Source organism: Chromobacterium haemolyticum DSM 19808 (genome assembly GCF_000711885.1).
Lineage (GTDB): Bacteria > Pseudomonadota > Gammaproteobacteria > Burkholderiales > Chromobacteriaceae > Chromobacterium > Chromobacterium haemolyticum.
Genome location: NZ_JONK01000024.1, coordinates 63,513 through 85,437, shown reverse-complemented (window position 1 = coordinate 85,437; position 21,925 = coordinate 63,513). Strand labels below are relative to the sequence as shown.

Below are 21,925 nucleotides of genomic sequence, written 5' to 3'. Positions count from 1 at the left end.
AAAAAAGGGGCGCAACGGCAAGGGGGAACCGCTACGCCCCAAGAAGAAATCAATTGCTGTACAAGGGCCGACCAACCGGGAAAGTCAGCTAACCCTCTGTTTATCCTAGAACATTAAGGTGAAATTGCGAGGACGGATTTGGCGTTGTTTAAATGACAAAGGGATGGCTAAGCCATCCCTTTTTTGCAGGCGGGAAGCGGTTCAGGGGCGCGGAAGCGTCACGCCCACCTGGCCCATGTATTTGCCGGCGCGGTCACTGTAGGACACGTCGCAGATTTCATCGGATTCAAAGAACAGCACCTGGGCCACGCCCTCGTTGGCGTAGATTTTGGCCGGTAGCGGCGTGGTGTTGGAGAACTCCAGGGTTACGTAGCCTTCCCATTCCGGCTCGAACGGGGTGACGTTGACGATGATGCCGCAACGGGCGTAAGTGGACTTGCCCAGGCATACGGTCAACACCGAGCGCGGAATGCGGAAATATTCGACAGTGCGAGCCAGCGCGAAGCTGTTGGGCGGGATGATGCAATAGCCCTTGCCGGAGACTTCCACGAAGGAGTTGGGGTCGAAGTTTTTAGGGTCGACGATGGTGCTGTTGATATTGGTGAATACCTTGAATTCGTCGGCGCAGCGGATATCGTAGCCGTAGCTGGAGGTGCCGTAGGAGATCACCTTCTGGCCATCCACCATCTTGATCTGGTTGGCCTCGAAGGGTTCGATCATGTTGTACTCGTCCGCCATCCGGCGAATCCATTTGTCCGATTTGATGCTCATTGTCTTTGGCCCGTAGCTTGTCGATTGATTGTCCGCGATTTTAACCGCAAGCGCTGTGGGCGGCTATCGATAATCCAAGGCTGATCCGGATAGGACAATGCTATTGATGCAGGTCAAGCAGCGCGGGAATTGCCGCGGTTGGCCGATATTCGCGTGGTTTGGCTGGATATACTAATGCAAACCATTCTCGTTATTGATCGGATCATCATGTTGACTTTGGATGTATTTCCCGCTGGTCGCCACGGCGTGGTCGACCGTCTGGAGCTGGCCGAAGAGGCCATGCGTCGCGTCGCCGCCTTCGGTCTGACGCCGGGGTGCCGTTTTTATTTGCGCCGGGCGGCGCCCTTGGGCGGACCTTTGTTGCTGGATGTCGGCGCCACCCGCTTCCTGCTGCGGCGCAGTCTGGCGCGTTTCATCGTGGCGAGGGTGGAAGCATGAAGCGTTTCGCCCTGATCGGCTTGCCGAACACCGGCAAGTCCACTTTGTTCAACCGCCTGACCGGCATGTCCCAGCGCGTTGGCAACTGGCCGGGGCTGACCATAGAACTGAGCAGCGCGCGGGTGTTGCTGGGCGGCCACATGGTGGAGTTGGTGGATTTGCCCGGCGTTCATGATTTGACCGGCTATTCCGACGATGAGGCGGTGGTGCGCGACGTGTTGCTGGCCAGCGCTTTCGACGGCGCCATCCTAGTGCTCAACGCCAGCCAGCTGGACCGGCAATTGCCGCTGGCTTTGCAGGTGTTGGCCAGCGGTCTCAATTGCCAGCTTGTGCTGAATATGGCGGACGAGGCCAAGGCATTGGGCGTGAGCCTGGACGTGGAGCGTTTGTCGGAACGTCTGGGCGCGCCGGTATCGCTGGTGTCGGCCAGACATATGCAAGGCTGGCCGCCGCTGATGGCGAGTTTGAACCGGCTGGCCAACGACGACGCTCCAGCCGCGAGAGCCATGCTGGACGGGGTACCGGATACCCAGGCGGCGATGGCGGAGGCCAAACGCTTGCTGGACGGCTGCTGGGCCTTGCCGCCGATGCTGCCGGCGAGGCTGACCGAAAAGATCGACCACTGGCTGATGCATCCGTGGCTGGGTTTGCCGCTGTTCTTCGCATTGATGGCGCTGTTGTTCAATCTGACTTATCAGATCGGCACGCCTTTGCAGGAGCTGGCCGGGGCCGGGCTGGACTGGGTCAAGGAGCAGGCGCTGGCGCCCTTGCTCGCGCCGTTGCCTGAGATTGTGCAGAGCCTGGCGCTGGACGGGATCTGGCAGGGCGTGTCGACGGTGCTGACCTTCGCGCCCATTTTGCTGGTGTTCTTCGTACTGATGGCGATGGTGGAGGATTCCGGCTATCTGGCGCGCGCCGCCTATCTGACCGATGCCTTTATGGCTCGATTGGGGCTGGATGGCCGCGGCTTCGTGATGCAGTTGATGGGGTTTGGCTGCAATGTGCCGGCCATCCTGGGCACCCGGGTGATGCGAGAGCGCAAGCAGCGGCTGCTGACCATGCTGGTGATTCCATTCTCGTTGTGCTCGGCGCGACTGCAGGTGGTGGTGTTTTTCGCCGGATTGCTGTTCACGGCGGCGCAGGCGCCGTGGGTGTTGATGGGGCTTTATCTGATGAGCTTCGCCGTCGCGGTGTTCACCGCTTGGGTGTTCAAGCGTCGCTACGCCGGGGGCGAGGCCTTCTTGCTGGAAGTGCCGCCGTATCGGCTGCCCGGCTTGAGCCATTTGCTTGGCCGGGCGGTGGGCGAGGTGCGGGCCTTCCTGCAGCTGGCTTCCAGCTTCATCCTGTTGGGGGTGGTGTTGGTCTGGTTGCTGACTCATGTGCCGGCCGGCGATGGCAAGACGCTGGCCGACGTCTTGGGCGGCCTGTTGGCCCCTGTGTTGGACCCGATCGGCATTCGCCACGAGCTGGCGGCGGCCTTGTTGTTCGGTTTCATCGCCAAGGAAATTCTGCTGGGCAGCCTGGCTGTGATCTACGGGGTGTCGGAGGCGGGTCTGGGCGCTGTCCTGCTGCAACATCTGGACTGGCGTTCGGCGATGAGCTTCCTGATCTTCACCTTGATCTACGTGCCTTGCCTGTCCACGGTGGCGGCGATGTACCGCGAGTCGCGCAGCAAGTCCTATACCGCGATGGCGGTGGCGTGGTCGGTGGGCCTGGCCTGGCTGTTGTCGTTCGTGTTTTACCAAGCCAGCGTGCATCTGTGGCCTTGAGGGCTTAGAATGAATGGCTTGCGAATTCCGTTCGCGCCGGCGGATAGCCGGCGTCATTGAACTACAACAAGAGGTCGTTATGCAAGGTGATCCCAAAACCATCGAGTTGCTGAACGAACTGCTGGCGGAAGAACTATCCGCCGCGGACCAGTATTTCATCCACGCCGAGATGTACAAGGACTTCGGCCTGCACAAGCTGTTCGAGCGCATCGACCATGAACGCGAGGACGAGCTGTCGCACGCGCGGGTGCTGATCGCGCGCACCCTGTTCTTGCAAGGCAAGCCCAATGTGGCCAAGCGCGTGCCCATCGTGGTGGGGGAGAACGTGCGGGCGATGCTGGCCAGCGATCTGGAAGTGGAGTACCGCGTCGGCAATCTGCTGAAAAAAGTAGTCGCCCACTGCGAGAGCGTGAAGGACTACGTGACGCGTCAGGAACTGATGGTGTTGCTGGAAGAGACCGAGAACGATCACGCCCACTGGCTGGAGCAGCAGCTGCGTCTGATCGATATGGTGGGCGAACAGAACTACATTCAGTCACAAATGTAAGCGCAGGGTATGTTGACCTTGAGACGGCCGCCTTTCGAGCGGCCGTTTGTTTTGCCGCCGCCGCGCGGGTTTTGACATGGCGCAGTATGGTCGGGCCCGTCTTCGTCTATCATCGTCGGCAGATAAATTTGCCGGAGGGCGCGATGTCGCTGGATCTATCCGTTTCCTGGCTGGGCATGAAGATGTCCAGCCCCTTGTTCAACGCTTCCGGCGTCTATTGCCGCACGCGGGAGGAACTGGAGCGGGTGCGCCGTTCCGCCGCCGGCGCGGTGGTGACCAAGAGTTGCACGCTGGAACCCCGCGCCGGCAATCCCGAGCCGCGTTACCGACGCACCGCGCTGGGCAGCATCAATTCCATGGGCCTGCCCAACGAGGGCTACCGCTATTATCTGGACTACGCTCAGGCTTACGACGACCCCAAGCCGCTGTTCCTGTCCGTGTCCGGCATGACGCTGGACGATACTCTGACCATTCTGGCCGAGCTGGCGGCGCTCAAGCTGCCTTGCCTGCCCGAGGTCAACCTGTCCTGCCCCAATCTGCCGGGCAAGCCGCAGTTGGGCTATGACTTCGCCGCCAGCGCCGAGGCCCTGGAGGCGATCAGCCGTGGCTATGCTCGGCCGTTCGGCGTCAAGCTGCCGCCGTATTTCGATCCGGCGCATTTCGCCGCCATGGCCGCGGTGTTGAACGCTTTCCCGCTGTTGCGCTTCGTCACCTGCATCAACTCGGTGGGCAACGGCCTGGTGATAGACCTGGACAGCGAGTCCGCGGTGATCAAGCCCAAGGGCGGCTTGGGGGGGCTGGGCGGCGATTATGTATTGCCGACGGCGCTGGCCAATGTGCGCGAGTTCGCCGTGCTGCTGACGGACAAGCATGTGATCGGCTGTGGAGGCGTGAAGAGCGGAGCCGAGGCATTCATGCACATCCTGGCCGGCGCCACCGCCGTGCAGGTGGGAACCTGCCTGCACGAGGAGGGCGTCGGCGCCTTCGACCGCATTGAGGCGGAACTGGCCGCCATCATGCAGGCCAAGGGCTATCGGCGGCTGGAGGACTTCCGCGGGCGTCTGAAGACGCTGTGAGCACATGAAAAAAAGCCCGGAGAGTCCGGGCTTTTTCGAACCTGTTTACGATCGCGCGACACAGCGGATCGTCAACACCTCCTTAGCGGGTGATCGGCTTGTAGCGGATACGCTTGGGCTTGGCGGCTTCCTCGCCCAGGCGTTTCTTCTTGTCGGCTTCGTATTCCTGATAGTTGCCGTCGAAGAAGGTCCATTGCGACTCGCCTTCCGCTGCCAGAATATGGGTGGCGATGCGGTCCAGGAACCAGCGGTCGTGCGAGATCACGAACACGGTGCCGGCGTATTCCAGCAAGGCGTCTTCCAGCGCGCGCAAGGTTTCCACGTCAAGGTCGTTCGACGGTTCGTCCAGCAGCAGCACGTTGCCGCCCTTGAGCAGGGTTTTGGCCAGGTGCAGGCGGCCGCGTTCGCCGCCGGAGAGCATGCCCACTTTCTTCTGCTGGTCGGCGCCCTTGAAGTTGAAGCGGCCGAGATAGGCGCGGCTGGACATCTCGAATTTGCCGACGGTGAGAATGTCGGCGCCGGCGGCTACGTCCTCGAACACGGTCTTGTCGCCGTCCAGGCCCTCGCGGGTCTGCTCGACAAAGGCCATCTGCACGGTCTGGCCGATGCTGACTTCGCCGCTGTCCGGCTGTTCTTTGCCGGCGATCATCTTGAACAAGGTCGATTTACCGGCGCCGTTGGGGCCGATGATGCCGACGATGGCGCCCGGCGGAGCCTTGAAGCTCAGGTTGTCGATCAGCAGGCGGTCGCCGAAGCCCTTGGACACGCCTTTGAACTCGATGACTTCATTGCCCAGGCGCTCGGCCACGGGGATGAAGATTTCCTGGGTCTCGTTGCGTTTTTGAGTTTCGTAGCTGGACAGCTCTTCGAAACGGGCCAAACGCGCCTTGGACTTGGCCTGGCGGCCTTTCGGGTTCTGACGCACCCATTCCAGCTCCTGCTTCATCGCCTTCATGCGGGCGCCTTCGCTCTTGGCTTCCTGCGCCAGGCGGGCTTCCTTTTGTTCCAGCCAGCTGGAGTAATTGCCTTTCCACGGAATGCCTTCGCCGCGGTCCAGTTCCAGAATCCACTCGGCGGCGTTGTCCAGGAAGTAGCGGTCGTGGGTGACGGCCACCACGGTGCCGGGGAAGCGCACCAGGAATTGTTCCAGCCATTCCACGGACTCAGCGTCCAGGTGGTTGGTGGGTTCGTCCAGCAGCAGCATGTCGGGTTTGGACAGCAGCAGCTTGCACAGCGCCACGCGGCGCTTCTCGCCGCCGGACAGCGGGCCGATCTTGGCGTCCCACGGCGGCAGGCGCAGCGCGTCGGCGGCGATTTCCAGCTGGTGTTCGACGTTGTCGTTGGCGCCGGCGGCGATGATGGCCTCCAGCTTGGCCTGTTCTTCGGCCAGCGCGTCGAAGTCGGCGTCCGCTTCAGCGTAGGCGGCGTACACTTCTTCCAGGCGTTTTTGCGCGCCCATTACGTCGCCCATGCCGCTTTCCACTTCCTCGCGCACGGTTTTTTCGGGGTCCAGCTGCGGTTCCTGCGGCAGGTAGCCGATTTTGACGCCGGCCAGGTGTTGCACCTCGCCCTCGTATTCTTTGTCCGCGCCGGCCATGATGCGCAGCACGGTGGATTTACCGGCGCCGTTCAGGCCCAGCAGGCCGATCTTGGCGCCGGGGAAGAAGGACAGGGAGATGTCCTTGATGATCTGGCGCTTGGGCGGAACGATCTTGCTCACGCGGAGCATGGACATTACATATTGTGCCATCGGTATTCACGCTGGATTGAAGGGGATAAACCCGGATTCTACCAAATCCCCTGGTTTAGGCCAGCCGCGCGGCCATGGAGCCGGCCGCTAGAACAGTAGCGCCAGCGCCGCCGTGGCCAGCATGGCGAAAGCGCAGGCTACCTTGGCCACCGCGCCGACGATGAAGCCGATGAAGGTGCCGATGCCGACTTTCCCTGCTTGAAAGGCATCCTTGCGAGCGATGAACTCGCCGATGACGGCGCCGACCAGCGGGCCGAGCAGCACGCCCGCCAAGCCGAAGAACATGCCCACGATGCCGCCGATGAAGGCGCCCCACAGCGCCTGACTGCTGGCGCCGCTGGCTTTTGCGCCAAGCAGGCCGGCGAAGAAATCTATCACCAGGCCCAATGCGGTGAGCAGGGCCATGATGATCAGACTGATCGCGCCCAGGTGGTTGAAGTTGTCCAGCCAGGCGGCCAGGAGCAGGCCGCCGAACATCAGCGGCAAGCCGGGGATGATGGGCAGCATGGTGCCGGCCAGACCGGCGACGATGAGCAGGGCGGCGAGACTGTAGCCGGCGATTTCCATGGTGGTCCTTGCGGGGATGCGCCCGCGGCGGAGCCGCGGGCCGGATGTCAGCGGGTGTACTCTTCCAGCAGCTGCAATTGCGCGCAATGCGGCTTGCCGCGGGAGGTGCGGCGCTTGTAGCCGCCGTCCGGCTGCATGTCCCAGGCGTTGACGTTGTCGTCCAGATAGAGGCGCAGCGCCTCTTTGATCACCCGGCGCTTGAGCTTGGCGTCGATGATGGGCACGCAGGTTTCGATGCGGCGGAAGAAGTTGCGGCCCATCCAGTCGGCGCTGGCGATCAGCAGGTCTTCTTTGCGGTCGTTGTGGAAGTAGAACACGCGCGGGTGTTCCAGGAAGCGGCCGACGATGGAGCGCACGCTGATATTCTCGGACAGCCCCGGCACGCCCGGCCGCAGCGCGCACACGCCGCGCACGATCAGCTGGATCTTGACCCCGGCCTGGCTGGCGCGGTACAGCGCGTGGATCACCTGGCTTTCCAGCAAGGCGTTCATCTTGGCGATGATCTGCGCCGGCTTGCCGGCCTGGGCGTGGGCGATTTCGCGGTCTATCGCCTCCATTACCATGCTGTGCAGCGTGAACGGGCTCTGGAACAGCAGCTTGAGCTGGCTGGCGCGGCCCAGGCCGGTCAGCTGTACGAAGATATCGTTGACGTCGCTGGCGATCTGTTCATTGCAGGTCAGCAGGCCGAAGTCGGTGTAGAGGCGAGCGGTGCGCGGGTGGTAGTTGCCGGTGCCCAAGTGGACGTAGCGGCGAAGGCCGTGTTCTTCGCGGCGCACCACCATCAGCATCTTGGCGTGCACCTTGTAGCCGATCACGCCATAGACCACGTGGGCGCCGGCGTCCTCCAGCCGGCTGGCCCAGCTGATATTGGCTTCTTCGTCGAAGCGCGCCATCAGCTCCACCACCACGGTCACCTGCTTGCCTGCGCGGGCGGCGGCGATCAGCGATTCCATTAGCACCGAGTCGGTACCGGTGCGGTACACCGTCATCTTGATGGCCACCACATGCGGATCGGACGCCGCCAGCGTCAGCATGTCAATCACCGGCTGGAAGCTCTGGAACGGGTGGTGCAGCAGAATATCGCCCTTGCGGATGGCATCGAACAGCGGCGTCTTCTTGCGCAGTATCTCCGGCAGCGTGGGGATGAAGGGGGTGAATTTCAGGTCCGGCCTATCCACCAGGTCTGGCACCTGCATCAGCCGCACCAGATTGACCGGGCCGTTGACGCGGTAGACGTCGCGCGGCTTCAGGTTGAACTGGGTCAGCAGGAATTCTTCCATATGCAAGGGGCAGGTATCGGCGATCTCCAGCCGCACCGCGTCGCCGAACTGGCGCTGGCGCAATTCGCCTTGCAGGGCGGTACGCAGGTTTTTCACGTCTTCGTCTTCCACCGTCAGTTCGCTGTCGCGGGTGACGCGGAACTGGTAGCAGCCCTTGACCGCCATGCCGCTGAACAGCTCATGCACATGGGAATGGAGGATGGAGGACAGGAAGACGAAGGTGTGGCGATGGCCGTCGCTGACGTCCGCCGGCAATTTGATCACCCGCGGCAGGATGCGCGGCGCCTGGACGATGGCGATGCCGGAGGCGCGGCCGAAGGCGTCGCGCCCTTCCAGCTCCACCGCGAAGTTCAAGGATTTGTTCAGCACCTTGGGGAAGGGGTGGGACGGGTCGAGGCCGATGGGGGTGAGGATGGGCATCAACTCGCGGAAGAAAAAGTCCTTCACCCATTGCTGTTGCGCGGGGCTCCATTCGTTGCGGCGCAGGAAGATGATGTTTTCCTCGCGAAGCGCCGGAAACAGCACTTCGCTCATCACGGCGTACTGGTCGCGCACCAGTTGGTGCGCGGCGGTGGCCACCTTGGCCAGCGCCTGCTCAGGCGTGGTGCCGTCCGCCAGGATGCGTTCCGGTGTGACCTCGGCGGTTTCCTGCAGCCAGGCCACTCGCACTTCGAAGAACTCATCCATGTTGGAGGACACAATGCACAGGAATTTCAGCCGTTCCAGCAGCGGCAGGTTGGCGTCTTCCGCCTGGGCCAGCACGCGGCGGTTGAATTCTAGAAGGCCAAGTTCGCGGTTGATCAGCAGGTCTTGCGTGTGTGACATACGAGGTTCAAGCCAACAGTGGAGAGTTCAGGGAAAAATAAAGCCCTCGCTTGGAGGGCTGGGCATGGCGATTAGTTCTGCGGCGGAGTGTAGCCGGCGGGAGCGTCGGCGCCGTCGCCGAAGAAGTAGGCTTCCAACTGCGCGGCCAGATACTGGCGGGCGCGGGCGTCGGCCAGGCTCAGGCGGTTTTCGTTGATCAGCATGGTCTGATAGCGCAGCCAGCCTTGCCAGGCTTCTTTCGAGACGTTGTCAAACACTCGCTTGCCCAGTTCGCCCGGCAGCGGCGGGAAGTCGAGGGCTTCGGCTTCGCGGCCCAGCTTGACGCAATTGACGGTTCTGCTCATGGCGCAATCCTTAAAATATCGGAAAAAGGTTAATTCAATATTGTGTCACAGAGATGAAACGCTTCCAACCACGATGCGGCCCGAGAGCCCGTTCACGATCTCGCGAGCCAAGGCGAAAACGGCTGAGAAAGCGGAGCGTAGGAGCGGTACATGAGCGTTTCAAAGGGATACTCAGTGTGTAACGCTCCACAACGCGCAGCAGATCGTGAACAGGCTCTTGGATTCACAAGGCCTTGACGAACACCTTTGATCGACGCTGATAGTTGTAGAACTGCTGCCGCGCCAGCGGCAGCGCGCTCTTGTCCGCTTCGGCGAAGCCCCGCTCCACGAACCAGTGCGCGGTTTGGGTGGTAAGCACGAACAGCGACTGCAAGCCTTGGGTGCGGGCCTGGTATTCCACGTGTTTGAGCAGCATCTCGCCAAAGCCGCCGTCGCGTTTGTCTTGAGCCACCGCCAGGCAGGCCAGTTCGGCGGTGCCGGCGTCGGGGAAGGGGTGCATGGCCACGCAACCATAGATCTTGCCGTCGTGTTCCAGCACCGAATATTCGCCGATCTCCACCTCCAGATGCTCGCGGCTGCGCTTGACCAGCACGCCTTGCTCTTCCAGCGGCTGGATCAGGCCGATGATGTCGCCGATGTCTTCGATGCTGGCGTTGCGCACTCGCACCAGCGGGTCGCGGGCGATCATGGTGCCGTTGCCGCCTCGGGTGAAGTGTTCCACCAGCAGCGCGCCGTCGGCGTGACGGCTAATCAAGTGGGCACGGGGAATGCCTTCTCGGGTGGCGCGGATGGCGTAGGGCAGGTAGGCGCTGACGTCATCCTGCAGCCGGCCGGAGGCCAGCAGGTCTTCGGCCTGCTGTGCGGTGAGCGTGCTGATCAGTTCCTCGTCCAGCATCACGCCGCGCTGCTCGATCACGAAAATCAGTTTTTCCGCTTTCAGGGTAATGGCGACGTGGGTGGCCAGTTCTTCCATGGTCAGATTGAAGGCCTCGCCGGTCAGCGAATAGCCGATGGGCGACAGCAGCACCAGCTCGCCGTGGTCGAGGCGGGCGCGGATGGCGGCGCCGTCGGCGCGGCGCACCTGGCCGGTGTATTGCATGTCCACGCCATCGAGCACGCCCAGAGGCTGGGCGGTGACGAAGTTGCCGCCGGCCACGCGCAGGTGGGCGCCGTGCATTGGCGAATTGGGCATGCCCATGGACAGCAGCGCCTCGATGTCGCAGCGGGTGGCGCCGGCCGCTTGCTTGACCACGTCCATGGTGGCGGCGTCGGTGACGCGGCGGTCGCGGTGGAAGAGGCGGGCGATGCCGTGGCGTTTCAACAGGCCCTCGATCTGCGGACGGATGCCGTGCACCAGCACGATGCGCACGCCCAGGCTGACCAAGAGGTTGATGTCCTGCGCCAGGCTGGCGAACTCTCCGTCTTGCAAGGTTTCGCCGCTGACGGCCAGCACGAAGGTCTTGCCGCGGTAGGCGTTGATGTAGGGGGCGGCTTCGCGAAAGGAAAGCACGAATTCGCGGGTAAGCATGGGTCAGCGGCTCCGGCCGGAAAACTAGGGTTAAGCCGGATAGCGTAGCAGGAATGACGGTGTTTTGCAGGAGGACAATATAGCGCGCGCATGAAAAACGCCCCTGGCGAAACCAGGGGCGCGTTGTGGCCTCGGAGGCGGGGTCAACTGCCTTTTTTCTGCAGGATCTGCTGTACCTTGAGGATGTTCAGCGCCTGCGACAGCTGGTTGTCGTTTTTAGGGTTGGGGTCGCGCGGGCCGAACTGGCTCTTTTCTTCCGGCTTGGCCTTGTCCTTGCCGTCGTCCGGCTTGGCGGGGGCGGGTTGCGGCGCTGGCGCGGGTTTGGCGTTGCTCTTGGGCGCCGGCTTGTCCTCGCCGTTGGGGTTGGCCAAGTGGTTTTCCAGGTCCGCTTCGCGCACGCGGATGGCTTGCTCCGCCGCGGTCAGCGTGCCGTCTTCCACTACCACGTCGGGCACGATGCCCTTGGCCTGGATTGAGCGGCCGTTCGGCGTGAAGTAGCGGGCGGTGGTCAGCTTGATGCCGCCGGCGTTGCCCAGCGGCATGATGGATTGCACCGAGCCCTTGCCGAAGGTCTGCGTGCCCACCAACACCGCGCGTTTGTGGTCTTGCAGCGCGCCGGCGACGATTTCCGACGCCGAGGCGGAGCCGCCGTTGACCAGCACGACCAGAGGCACGTTGCGGGCTTCCACCGGCAGCCGGGCCAGCGGATCGCTGCCGTTGGGGCGGGCGTAGTTCTGCAGATTGGCGGTCAGCCGCATCTTGGCGTCCGGGGTGCGGCCTTCGGTGTAGACCACCAACTGGTTCTTGGCCAGGAAGGCGGCCGACACGCCAACCGCTCCGTTGAGCAGGCCGCCCGGATCGTCGCGCAGGTCCAGCACCAGGCCTTTCAGCGCCTGTTTGTTTTCCTTGTAAAGCGCCTGCACGCCGGCGGCCAGGTCCTCGGAGGTGTGCTCTTGGAATTGGGTGATGCGCACATAGCCGAAGTCCGGTTCCAGCAGCTTGTATTTGACGCTCTTGGTCTTGATCACCGCGCGCGCCAGCGTGAACACCAGGGGCTTGGTTTCAGACTTGCGGGCGATGGTCAGCGTGACCTTGGTGCCCGGCTTGCCACGCATTTTCTTCACCGCGTCGGTCAGGGACAGGCCGCGCACCGGGGTGTCGTCGATCTTGATGATCAGGTCGCCGCTCTTGATGCCGGCCTTCTGCGCCGGGGTGTCCTCGATGGGCGACACCACCTTGACCAAGCCGTCCTCGGCGCCGATTTCGATGCCGAGGCCGCCGAATTCGCCCTGAGTGCCTTCCTTGAGTTCCTTGAAGGCTTCCGGGTCCATGTAGTCGGAGTGCGGGTCCAGGCCGGTCAGCATGCCCTTGATGGCCGCGGTGATCAGCTTCTTGTCTTCCACCGGGTCGACGTAGTCTTGCTTGATGCGGCCAAACACTTCGGCGAAGGTGCGCAGCTCGCTCAGCGGCAGCGGGGATTCGCCCTTGTCGGCAAAGGCTTGCATGCTGAGCGTCAGCACGCCGCCGGCCATGGCGCCGGCCACTAGCCAGGCAATCTTCTTCATTCTTTGGCTGCTCATGTTTGTTATCTGTCTCCGTTGCCTGGCTCAGCGCGCCCAGGCTTGCGGGTTTAGGGGGCGTCCCATGTGTCGGATTTCAAAGTACAGGCCGGATTCGCCGCTGTCCAGTGTTCCAGTGTTGCCGATCGTGTCGCCGGCCTTGACGCTGCTGCCTACGGATTTACCTATTACGGATAGTCCGGTATAGACCGTCATGTAGTTGCCGCCATGGTCGACCAGGATGGCATTGCCGAAGCCGCGCAATTGATCGGCGAATACTACGGTGCCGTCGGCCACGCTGCGAACCGGGGTGCCGTTGGCGGTTTGAATGAACACGCCTTTCCAGCTGACGCCTTGCTGGCGCGGTTTGCCGAAGCGGCCGACCAATTGTCCAGCCACCGGCATTTTCATTCTGCCCTGCAGGCTGACGAAGGCGCGGCCGGCGGCGCTGTCGTCGGCCACGTCGGTGATGGCTTCCTCTTTCACCGTCACCGTCTGCTTGGCTTCCTCCGGCACAGGCTTGCCTTGTTTCTTGGCGTTTGCAGCCAGCTTGCGGCGGCGTTCGTTCTCTTTGCGAGCCGCTTCGCGGGCGGCGGCCAGCTTGGCCTTGCGTTCTTCCGCCGCCTTGCGCGCGATCTCCGCGCGGCGGCGCTGGATTTCCCGGTTGATCTGGGCGATCAGGCCAGTCAGGCGTTTTTCGTTTTCCTGCAGCTGGCTCAGTTTGCTCTGCCCGGTCTTGATTTCACCGGTGACCTTGTTGAGTTCTTGCTGCTGGCTGGCCTTGTCCTGCTGCAAGGAACTCTTTTCCTGGCTCTTGCGGTTTGACAGCGAGTTAAGGCGGGCCAGTTCCTGTTCCAGTTGGAAGGACAACGCTTCCAGCTCGTGCTGGTGGGTGATCAACTGGGCGACCAACTGCTGCTGAGCGCGGGCGATGTGCTGGTAGTAGGCGAGGTCGCGAGCGCTCTGATTGGGGTCGTTCGCGTTCATCATCAGCTTCATCGCGTCGTGCTGGCCGCTCTTGTACTGGCGCGCCAGCATCTGGCCTACGCGTTGGCGCACCGCGGCCAGGCTGTTGCGGCTGGCGTTGATCTGGGCGCGCAGCGCCTCTAGCTGCTGCTCCGAGCTGCTTTGTTTTTTCTCCAGCTTCACCAGCGCCTGGGTGGTCTGGCTAATGGCTTGTTCCGACTCCTTGATCGCCGATTGCGCCTCTTTTTGCACCGCCTGTTTTTGGGCAATGTCTTTTTTCAGCGTATCGATTTCCTTGCGCACCGATTTGAGGTCTTGCTGGTGCGGGGCGGTGGACAGCGCGGCGGAGGCCGGAGGCGCGGCGTGGCTGGCTCCGGCGATCAAGGCCGCCATCAGGACATAAGGTTTCATTGCCGGGAATATGCTTTCTACTTGGGCCGCGGACCAACAAGCGCGCCGTCCGCGGGCGGCGCGCTTGGGTCGATGACGCCGGCGGAGCCGGCGGCGGGGCTTATTGGAATTCGATCAACGATTGACCGCTCATCTCCGCCGGTTGTTCCAGGCCCATCATTGCCAGCAGCGACGGCGCGATGTCGCGCAGCGAACCGCCGGAGCGGATCCGGGCCGGACGGCCGACATAGAGGAAGGGCACCGGGCTCAAGGTGTGCTGGGTATGCGGCTGGTGGTGCTCGGCATCGTACATTTGTTCGCAGTTTCCGTGGTCGGCGGTGATCAATACCTCGCCGCCGGCGGCGCGCATCGCTTCCACACAGCGGCCGATGCAGCCGTCCAGCGCTTCCACCGCCTTGACCGCGGCGTCGAAGATGCCGCTATGGCCCACCATGTCGCCGTTGGCGTAATTGCAGATGATGGCTTGGTATTGGCCGGAGGCGATGGCGGCGACGATTTTGTCGGTGACTTCGCCGGCGCTCATTTCTGGTTGCAGGTCGTAAGTGGCCACCTTGGGCGATTGCACCAGAATGCGGTCTTCTCCAGGATATACCTGCTCTTCGCCGCCGTTGAAGAAATAGGTGACGTGCGGATATTTCTCGGTTTCGGCGATGCGCAGCTGCTTCAGACCCTGGCTGGCCAGGTATTCGCCTAAGCCGTTGCTGATCTTCTGAGGCGGGTAGGCGATGGACAAGCGGCTGTAGGCTTCGCCGTAGGAGGTCAAGGTGACGAAGTCGGCGAACTTGGGTTGGCGCGCCTGGAAGCCGTCGAAAGCCGGGTCGGTCAGCGCGCTGACCAGTTGGCGCGCGCGGTCGGCGCGGAAGTTCATGAATATAACGACGTCGCCGTCACGCATCGGGGCGGCTTCGCCGATGGCGGTGGCTTTGACGAACTCGTCGTTCTCATCACGGGCGTAGGCCGCTTCCAGCGCTTCCAGGCCGTTGCGTGAGTGGAACAGGCCTTCGCCCTCCACCAGCAGGCGATAAGCCGGCTCCACGCGTTCCCAGCGCTTGTCGCGGTCCATTGCCCAGTAGCGGCCGGTCACGGACGCCAGGCGCGCGGCGGGGCATTCGGCCAGCACCGCGTCCAGCCGCTCCAGATAGGTCTTGGCGCTGCGCGGCGGCGTATCGCGGCCGTCGAGGAAAGCGTGCACGCGGATGTGGGCGACGCCGGCAGCCTGGGCCGCGCGGATCAGCGAGTGAATGTGGTTTTCATGGCTGTGAACGCCGCCGTCGGACAGCAGGCCCATGATGTGCAGCGTCGAATCCTTGGCTTTGGCGATGGCGGAAACCAGCGCGGGGTTGGAGGCGAAGCGGCCGTCTTCGATGTCGCAGTCGATGCGGCTGATGTCCTGTTGCACCACGCGGCCGGCGCCGATGTTGAGGTGGCCCACTTCGGAATTGCCGAACTGGCCGGAGGGCAGGCCGACGAAGTTTTCCGAGGCGTTGATGGTGCCGTAGGGGAAGGTCTGGCGCAGACGATTCCAGTTAGGCATCGAGGCATGAAGAATAGCGTTGTCATCGCCTTCGGGGCGATGGCCAAAACCGTCGAGAATCAACAACAACACCGGTTTGATGGATTTCATGGCATTCACATTCTGAATATTAGAAAATCTTGATGGTATTGGATTTTGTGTAGTATTGTACCGCAGTCAGACTAAATAAAATGACTCTACAGGGAGAGAAGCCTTGCTGTTCAACGATGACCAGATCGAGCAGACCTCGAGGGCGATGAAGGCCATGTCGCACCCGCTGCGTTTGAAGATCATATCGGTGCTGGAAGACCAGGAAGTGAGCGTGCAGGATATAGTCGAGCAGGTGGGCACGTCGCAGAGCAATATTTCTCAGCATTTGGCCATTATGCGCGACAAGGGCGTGTTGCGCACGCGCAAGGACGCGAACCGCGTTTATTACCGTGTTGGCGATATTCGCACGCTGGAGGTTTTGAAAATGATGCGCGAGGTGTTCTGTGGCTTCGGCGAATAATTCGCCGCCCGGCTGATCCCCGTCGTCGGCCTCTGGCCGGCCTTTGGTCGTATCAGGATATGAAAACGCCGCGGCGCATGACGAGCCGCGGCGTTTTTGCGCCGGGCGCGCGGCCCGGCGATCAATTACTTGGCGGCGGAAGCCGCTTTGTGTTCAGCTTTCTTTCCCGAATGCTTGTGTCCGGATTTCTTGTGGTGCGCGGCGCCCGAAGCATGCTTCTTGTGGTGCTTTTTGCCGGCCTGCTTGTGTTCGGCTTTATGCTCCATTTTCTTTTCTGCGGAGGGCGCGGACGCCGGGGTGGCGGCCATGGCGCTAGTGGCGAAAGCAGCGGCGATCAGAGCGGAAATCAGTTTCATGATATGTCCTTTCTTGTGTTGAAGCCGGCGGTGCATGTCGGCTGCAATTCCAAATGGGTGGAATATGCCTTCTCTGGGATTAAAGCCGTTTAGAAAAGTTCACAGAAAATAACAAAATGTTGCCGCGCCGCAAAATGATGACTTTGGGTTTTACGGCAGCCAGTAGCTGAGCGCCACGCCAATGAGGATGGCCGCGCCAACGCGGTTATTGTCGAGAAAGGCCTTAAAGCAGGCCGCTCGATCGCGTTCACGGATGTCCAGGTATTGCCTGGCCATCAAGGCGGCGGAGACCAGCAGGGACAGGTAAAAAGGCCAGCCCAGCGCCAGGTGCCGGCCAATGCCGGCCATTAGCGCGAGAAAAGCGGCGTGGAACAGCATGATGGCCAGGACATCGTAGTCGCCGAAGGTGATCGCCGAGGTCTTGATGCCGATCTTGAGATCGTCAGGCTTGTCGCTGATGGCATAGGCGGTGTCGTAGGCCAGCGTCCAGCAAGCGTTGGCCAGCAGCAGCAGCCAGGCCAGCGTTGGAACGGCGCCGGTCTGGGCGGCGAAGGCCATCGGAATGCCGAAGGAGAAGGCCAGGCCCAGATAGGCTTGCGGCACCGGGAAGACGCGCTTGGTGAAAGGGTAGCTTGCGGCGATGAACAGCGCCGGCACGCTCAAGAGCAGGGTCAGGCCGTTCAGCGGCAGGATCAGCAGCAGCGACAGCAGCGCCAGGCCGGCGGCCAGCAGCAAGGCTTCCTTCTTGCCAACCGCGCCGCGGGCGAACGGCCGTTGCCGGGTGCGTTCCACGTGGCCGTCGAAGTCGCGGTCCGCGTAATCGTTGATCACGCAGCCGGCCGAACGCATCAGGAAAGTGCCGATAATGAAGATCAGCACGATCAGCGGGTCTGGCCGGCCTTGGCCGGCGATCAGCAGCGCCCACAGCGTCGGCCACAGCAGCAGGAAGGTGCCGATGGGCTTGTCCATGCGCATCAGTTGCATGTAAACGGTCAAGCGTTCATTAAGGCGGGCGGCGTTCATAGCAAGAAATTCTCCAGCTCCGGCAAAAAGAGTTCGCACACCAGCAGCGGCGCTTGCCGCAGCAGGAAGCGGCAGCGCCGCGCCGGGTAGCTGGGGTGCGGGCTGAGTTGGGCCGCCGGCGCGAACAGCGGATGATCGGCGGCAATGAGGCGATAGCGCAGCGGGTCGCGCAGCAAATCCGGCAGGCCACCGAACAATGTCAGGCCCAGTGAGCGGCTGCCTCGGTCTAGAATGGGCTGCCAGGCCGCGCAGTCCAGGCGGGTGACGCTGCGGGCGAACACGACCGGGGTGTCGTCCAGGGTCAGAGCCACCTCGCGCGCTTGCAGCGGCGCTCCGGCGGCCAGGCCGAGCTGTGGCGCCTCGTCTTCCAGACAGATGTCGGGGCCTTGCCGCAACACGCGCACGGCGAAGCGGCGACCAGTGCCTTGCAGCCGTTCGGTCAGCGAGCCGGCTTCGGTGAGGCAGGATTGCGCCGCGGCGGACAGCGCGGGCGGCTGAGGCAGCCAGAGTGGGGGATGAGACATGGCGCGCATTATGCCAAAGCCGGCGGGGGCTTGTCCCGCCCTTCTGCGGCGCGATGCGAGTCCATCTGTCTATCCCCAAGCGCGAACCGGGGCATTATCATGACGTCATCAAAGGCGGAAGGAGGAAAGATCGCATGATGGAGACGGCGCTGTGGCTGTTGGGCTATCAATTGGCGGGAGAAGTCTTGGCGCGCGGTTTGGGCGTTCCGGTGCCGGGACCGGTCATGGGCATGTTGCTGTTGTTCGCCACCTTGTGCGCGCGTCGCGGAGTGCCTACGACGCTGCAGACCCATGTGCCGCGCTTTCTTGCGCATATGTCCTTGCTGTTCATCCCGGCCGGCGGAGCGGTGCTGGCCTACCAGACGCTATTGGCCGATTACGGCGCGCGTCTGGCGGCGGTGCTGGCCTTGTCGACGCTGACCACCTTGCTGGTGCCGGGGCTGGCTTTGCATTGGATGCTGGGGCGGCGGGGCGGAGGAGGAGATGATTAGCGCCGACGTGTTGTCCGCGCTGCGGGAGTCGCCGTTGACGGGGGTTTTCGTCACTTTGCTGGCTTACCGCCTGGCCTTGGCGTTTAATCGCCGCTGTCGCGGCCATCCGCTGTCCAACCCGGTGTTGATCGGGGTACTGCTGGTGTTGGGCTGGCTGGTGCTGACGCGTACCGATTACCGCCAGTACATGCAGGGCGCGCAGTGGATACAAATGTTGTTGGGTCCGGCGACGGTGGCTTTGGCGGTGCCCTTGTACGGCAACCTGAGCCGGCTCAAGCGCGCGGCGGGGCCGCTGGCCTTGAGCATTGCCTTGGGCGGGGTCACCGGCGTCGTCAGCGCGGTGGGCTTGGGTTGGCTATTTGGTCTGCCGCATGAGGTGCTGCTATCCCTGAGCACGCGGGCGGTGACCACGCCGATTGCGATGAGCGTGTCGCAAAGCATAGGCGGGGTGCCGGAATTGGCGGCGATGTGCGTGATCCTGTCCGGCATTTTTGGCGCGGTGGCGGCGCGGCCGCTGTTCAACGGCCTGCGTCTGCGCAACGACATGGCGCTGGGCGTGGCCACGGGGATTTCCGCGCATGGGATTGGAACGGCGCGGGTGTTTCAGTTGTCGGAGACAGCGGGCGCCTTCGCGGGCCTGGCAATGGGCTTGAACGGGGTGTTCACCGCTTTGTTGGTGCCTGTGTTGCTGGCGCTGTTTCCCTTGTAGCGGGCCGGCGGCTTTTATTTCGTAGTCGCGCCAAGCCGCGCATCCCGCCTGGGGCGGGCGCTCGATTTGGCTCGCTTGCGTCTGGATTGAAAATATTTTAACGAGGGGTGTGTATGGATTTGATTTTGTGGCGCCACGCGGAGGCGGAGGACGGCTCCGATGATCTGGCAAGGGCGCTGACGCGGCGCGGGCAGCAGCAGGCGAGCCAGATGGCGGCTTGGCTGCGGGTGCGCCTGCCGCGCGATTATCTGCTGCTGGCCTCGGAGGCCAAGCGTTCGCAGCAGACAGCGGCCTTGCTGGCGAAAAGCTTTCAGACGGTGCCGGCGTTGAATCCGACGGCGTCGCCGGAAGAGGTGCTGGAGGCGATAGGCTGGCCGGAGGCGAACCGCACCGTGGTATTGGTTGGCCATCAGCCTTATATCGGCTGGTTGGCATCCACCCTGCTGTCGGAGCAGCAGCAATTGTGGAGCGTGAAGAAGGGGTCGGTCTGGTGGTTGAGTCACCGCGACCGCCACGGCATCGAGCAGACGCGTTTGAAGGCGATGATGACGCCCGGCATGTTGCAGCCTTGAGTCGGTACGCGAAAAGGCCCCTCGATCGAGGGGCCTTTTTCTTGTCAGTCTCAAACGTTTCAGACGGTGGCGTCGGCCTCCTGAGCCAGACGTCTGCGCAGCGTCTTGCTGACCTTGACCATGCTGGAGAGGGCCGCCTCCACCTCGGGCCAGCCGCGGGTTTTCAGGCCGCAGTCGGGGTTGACCCACAGTTTTTCCGGTTCGATCACTTGCAGCGCCTTTTCCAGTAGCTGCTGGATTTCAGCCTCAGGCGGCACCCGCGGGCTGTGAATATCGTAGACGCCGGGGCCGATGGCATTGGGGTAGCGGAAGTGGCCGAAGTCCTGCAGCAGCTCCATGTCCGAGCGCGAGGTTTCGATGGTGATCACGTCCGCGTCCAGCGCGGCGATGGCCGGCAGAATGTCACCGAACTCGGAATAGCACATATGGGTGTGAATCTGGGTGGAGTCCGCCACGCCGTGGCAAGACAGCCGGAAGGCATGGCCGGCCCAGTCCAGGTAGGCGGCGCGATCGGCGCGCTTCAGCGGCAGTCCTTCGCGGATGGCAGGCTCGTCGATCTGGATCACGCGGATGCCGGCGGTCTCCAAGTCGCGTACCTCGTCGTTCAGCGCCAGGGCGATCTGACGGCAGACTTCGTCGCGCGGCAGGTCGTCACGGACAAAGCTCCATTGCAGGATCGTGACCGGTCCGGTGAGCATGCCCTTGACCGGACGGGAGGTCAGGCTTTGTGCATATTCCGCCCATTCCACGGTCATCGGCTGCGGCCGCGCCACGTCGCCGAACAAAATGGGCGGCTTCACGCAGCGGCTGCCGTAGCTTTGCACCCAGCCGCCGGCGGTGAACACGAAACCGGACAACTGTTCGCCGAAGTATTCCACCATGTCGTTGCGCTCGGCCTCGCCGTGCACCAGCACGTCGATGTCCAGCGCCTCCTGGCGGCGTATCGCCAGTTCAATTTCCTGCTGCATTGCCTGACGGTAGGCATCGGCGGGCAGTTCGCCGCGTTTGAAGGCGGCGCGAGCGCCGCGGATGGATGCGGTTTGCGGGAAAGAGCCTATGGTGGTGGTGGGCAGCAGCGGCAGTTTGAGCCAGGCTTGCTGCGCGGCGGCGCGAACGGGATAGGCGCTGTGGCGGCGGTCGGCGTTGGCCGGCAGCGTGGCCAGGCGCTGCTGGACTTCGGGGCGGTGGATCAGCGGGCTGGCGGCGCGTTGCTGGCGGGCGTAGTCGCTGCCGGCCAGTTCGTTGGCGATGGCTTCGCGGCCTTGCTCCACGCCGCGTTTCAGCACTTTCAGTTCATTAAGCTTTTGCACCGCGAAGGCCAGCCAGGTTTTGACGTCGACGTCGAGCTGGGTTTCCGCGGCCAGGTCGAAGGGCGTATGCAGCAGCGAGCAACTGGGAGCTATCCACAGGCGCTCGCCCAAATCGGCCGCAAGGGGTTGCAGACTGGCCAGCACGCGGGACAGATCGGCGCGCCAGATGTTGCGACCGTCGATGACGCCGGCGGACAGTACCTTGTCTTGCGGCCAGCCCTCGGCGAAAGCCGCCAGTTGCAGCGGCGCGCGCACCAAGTCCAGGTGCAGGCCGGCCACCGGCAAGCGTTGCAGCAGTTCGGCATGCTCGGCGACGCTGCCGAAGTAGGTGGCCAGCAGCAGCCGCAGCGGAGAGTCTTGCAATTGGCGATAAGCCGGTTCGAAGGCGGCCAGCCATTCCGACGGCAGATCCAGGGTCAGGATGGGTTCGTCGATCTGCACCCATTCCACTTTCGCCGCCGCCAGCGCGGCCAGCACGTCGCGGTAGGCTTGCAGCAGGGCGGGCAGCAGGGATAGCTTGTCCAGGCCGGCGTGCTTGGCCTTGCCCAGCCACAGCAGCGACAGCGGCCCCAGCAGCACCGGCTTGGCGCGCAGGCCCAGCGCCTGGGCTTCTCGCACTTGCGCCAGCAAGCGCTCAGGCTGGGCTTGGAAAGCGGTGTCGGCATGCCATTCCGGCACCAGGTAGTGGTAGTTGGTGTCGAACCATTTAGTCATTTCCAGCGCCGGCTGGCCGGCATTGCCGCGCGCCAGCTGGAAATACTGCTCGGTGCTCAGCTTGGAGGCGTCGAAGCCGAAGCGCGGCGGCACCGCTCCCACCAGCAGTTGCGCGTCCAGCACGTGGTCGTACAAGGAGAAGTCGCCTACCGGGGACAATTCAACGCCGGCGCCTTTTTGCAACAGCCAATGGCGCTGGCGCAGTTCACGCGCGCCGCCCAGCAGCGCGGCTTCGTCGATTTCGTTTTTCCAGTAGTTTTCCAGCAGGGTCTTCAGTTCGCGCTTGGCGCCGATGCGGGGAAAGCCGAGCAGGTGCAGGGTGGTCATGGTGGACTCCTTCGTTCGTGATGTCCCTAGCATTACGCAAGCTG

The 21,925-nt window shown here is 63.0% G+C and carries 21 protein-coding genes; 8 read left to right on the top strand and 13 right to left on the bottom strand.

The window, feature by feature from the left end; translation table 11 throughout:
- Positions 1 to 201: 201 nt before the first annotated feature.
- Complete coding sequence (gene dcd / locus BR71_RS14085) at positions 202 to 771, bottom strand: dCTP deaminase (RefSeq protein WP_019100498.1); 570 nt, start codon at positions 769 to 771, stop codon at positions 202 to 204.
- Between the two features lie 174 nt (positions 772 to 945).
- On the opposite strand from dcd, the gene BR71_RS14080 reads away from it, so the two are divergent.
- The 4 genes from BR71_RS14080 to BR71_RS14065 all read left to right on the top strand — a co-directional run bounded on the left by BR71_RS14080 (position 946) and on the right by BR71_RS14065 (position 4,601).
- The gene (locus tag BR71_RS14080) at positions 946 to 1,209 is read left to right on the top strand and encodes a FeoA family protein (protein ID WP_043638578.1); all 264 of its coding nucleotides are present in this window, start codon (positions 946 to 948) and stop codon (positions 1,207 to 1,209) included.
- On the top strand, positions 1,206 to 2,978 hold the full coding sequence (feoB, locus tag BR71_RS14075) for a ferrous iron transport protein B (RefSeq protein WP_043638575.1): 1,773 nt from the start codon (positions 1,206 to 1,208) through the stop codon (positions 2,976 to 2,978). The genes BR71_RS14080 and feoB overlap by 4 nt, the downstream gene beginning before the upstream one ends.
- 79 nt (positions 2,979 to 3,057) lie before the next feature.
- Positions 3,058 to 3,525, top strand: coding sequence for a bacterioferritin (bfr, locus tag BR71_RS14070; protein WP_043591049.1), 468 nt, complete (start codon positions 3,058 to 3,060; stop codon positions 3,523 to 3,525).
- Positions 3,526 to 3,668: 143 nt separating this feature from the next.
- On the top strand, positions 3,669 to 4,601 hold the full coding sequence (locus BR71_RS14065; RefSeq protein ID WP_052370575.1) for a dihydroorotate oxidase: 933 nt from the start codon (positions 3,669 to 3,671) through the stop codon (positions 4,599 to 4,601).
- Positions 4,602 to 4,683: 82 nt separating this feature from the next.
- Here the strand turns inward: BR71_RS14065 and ettA are convergent, their stop codons facing one another.
- From ettA to gpmI, 8 genes are all read right to left on the bottom strand, one after another.
- The gene (ettA, locus tag BR71_RS14060; RefSeq protein WP_039753826.1) at positions 4,684 to 6,351 is read right to left on the bottom strand and encodes an energy-dependent translational throttle protein EttA; all 1,668 of its coding nucleotides are present in this window, start codon (positions 6,349 to 6,351) and stop codon (positions 4,684 to 4,686) included.
- A gap of 87 nt (positions 6,352 to 6,438) precedes the next feature.
- Positions 6,439 to 6,918: a DUF456 domain-containing protein gene (locus BR71_RS14055; RefSeq protein WP_019100492.1), complete on the bottom strand. Its 480-nt coding sequence runs from the start codon at positions 6,916 to 6,918 to the stop codon at positions 6,439 to 6,441.
- A 47-nt stretch (positions 6,919 to 6,965) separates the two neighbouring features.
- Entirely contained in the window at positions 6,966 to 9,023 is a 2,058-nt protein-coding gene (ppk1, locus tag BR71_RS14050) for a polyphosphate kinase 1 (RefSeq protein WP_043638572.1), read from the bottom strand.
- Positions 9,024 to 9,094: 71 nt separating this feature from the next.
- The gene (locus BR71_RS14045) at positions 9,095 to 9,367 is read right to left on the bottom strand and encodes an oxidative damage protection protein (RefSeq protein ID WP_019100565.1); all 273 of its coding nucleotides are present in this window, start codon (positions 9,365 to 9,367) and stop codon (positions 9,095 to 9,097) included.
- 223 nt (positions 9,368 to 9,590) lie between these two features.
- Positions 9,591 to 10,895, bottom strand: coding sequence for an amino-acid N-acetyltransferase (argA, locus tag BR71_RS14040; protein ID WP_043638569.1), 1,305 nt, complete (start codon positions 10,893 to 10,895; stop codon positions 9,591 to 9,593).
- A gap of 143 nt (positions 10,896 to 11,038) precedes the next feature.
- On the bottom strand, positions 11,039 to 12,475 hold the full coding sequence (locus BR71_RS14035) for a S41 family peptidase (RefSeq protein WP_244269634.1): 1,437 nt from the start codon (positions 12,473 to 12,475) through the stop codon (positions 11,039 to 11,041).
- Positions 12,476 to 12,502: 27 nt separating this feature from the next.
- Positions 12,503 to 13,831 carry a murein hydrolase activator EnvC family protein gene (locus tag BR71_RS14030; protein ID WP_043638563.1) on the bottom strand — a complete coding sequence of 443 codons (1,329 nt, stop codon included), beginning with the start codon at positions 13,829 to 13,831 and terminating at the stop codon, positions 12,503 to 12,505.
- Positions 13,832 to 13,931: 100 nt separating this feature from the next.
- Positions 13,932 to 15,455 (bottom strand): 2,3-bisphosphoglycerate-independent phosphoglycerate mutase, encoded by a 1,524-nt coding sequence (gene gpmI / locus BR71_RS14025; RefSeq protein WP_043638560.1) that lies wholly within the window; start codon positions 15,453 to 15,455, stop codon positions 13,932 to 13,934.
- A gap of 103 nt (positions 15,456 to 15,558) precedes the next feature.
- Here gpmI and BR71_RS14020 point away from each other — a divergent pair, with 103 nt between their 5' ends.
- Positions 15,559 to 15,855: an ArsR/SmtB family transcription factor gene (locus BR71_RS14020; RefSeq protein ID WP_019100570.1), complete on the top strand. Its 297-nt coding sequence runs from the start codon at positions 15,559 to 15,561 to the stop codon at positions 15,853 to 15,855.
- A 125-nt stretch (positions 15,856 to 15,980) separates the two neighbouring features.
- Here the strand turns inward: BR71_RS14020 and BR71_RS24645 are convergent, their stop codons facing one another.
- The 3 genes from BR71_RS24645 to BR71_RS14005 form a co-directional block, all read right to left on the bottom strand.
- Positions 15,981 to 16,211, bottom strand: a complete 231-nt coding sequence (locus tag BR71_RS24645) for a hypothetical protein (RefSeq protein WP_081547255.1) — start codon at positions 16,209 to 16,211, stop codon at positions 15,981 to 15,983.
- Positions 16,212 to 16,361: 150 nt separating this feature from the next.
- Positions 16,362 to 17,234, bottom strand: coding sequence for a 4-hydroxybenzoate octaprenyltransferase (gene ubiA / locus BR71_RS14010; RefSeq protein WP_043638554.1), 873 nt, complete (start codon positions 17,232 to 17,234; stop codon positions 16,362 to 16,364).
- Complete coding sequence (locus tag BR71_RS14005) at positions 17,231 to 17,758, bottom strand: chorismate--pyruvate lyase family protein (protein ID WP_244269633.1); 528 nt, start codon at positions 17,756 to 17,758, stop codon at positions 17,231 to 17,233. Before BR71_RS14005 ends, ubiA begins: the two co-directional genes overlap by 4 nt.
- 134 nt (positions 17,759 to 17,892) lie before the next feature.
- On the opposite strand from BR71_RS14005, the gene BR71_RS14000 reads away from it, so the two are divergent.
- The 3 genes from BR71_RS14000 to BR71_RS13990 all read left to right on the top strand — a co-directional run bounded on the left by BR71_RS14000 (position 17,893) and on the right by BR71_RS13990 (position 19,530).
- Complete coding sequence (locus BR71_RS14000) at positions 17,893 to 18,249, top strand: CidA/LrgA family protein (RefSeq protein ID WP_043590991.1); 357 nt, start codon at positions 17,893 to 17,895, stop codon at positions 18,247 to 18,249.
- Positions 18,242 to 18,958, top strand: a complete 717-nt coding sequence (locus BR71_RS13995; RefSeq protein ID WP_043590992.1) for an LrgB family protein — start codon at positions 18,242 to 18,244, stop codon at positions 18,956 to 18,958. Before BR71_RS14000 ends, BR71_RS13995 begins: the two co-directional genes overlap by 8 nt.
- A gap of 113 nt (positions 18,959 to 19,071) precedes the next feature.
- The gene (locus BR71_RS13990) at positions 19,072 to 19,530 is read left to right on the top strand and encodes a SixA phosphatase family protein (RefSeq protein ID WP_043590995.1); all 459 of its coding nucleotides are present in this window, start codon (positions 19,072 to 19,074) and stop codon (positions 19,528 to 19,530) included.
- 59 nt (positions 19,531 to 19,589) lie between these two features.
- On the opposite strand, the gene metE is transcribed toward BR71_RS13990, so the two are convergent.
- A complete protein-coding gene (gene metE, locus BR71_RS13985) occupies positions 19,590 to 21,881 on the bottom strand; it encodes a 5-methyltetrahydropteroyltriglutamate--homocysteine S-methyltransferase (protein WP_043638550.1) in 2,292 nt (763 codons plus the stop codon).
- Positions 21,882 to 21,925: the final 44 nt, after the last annotated feature.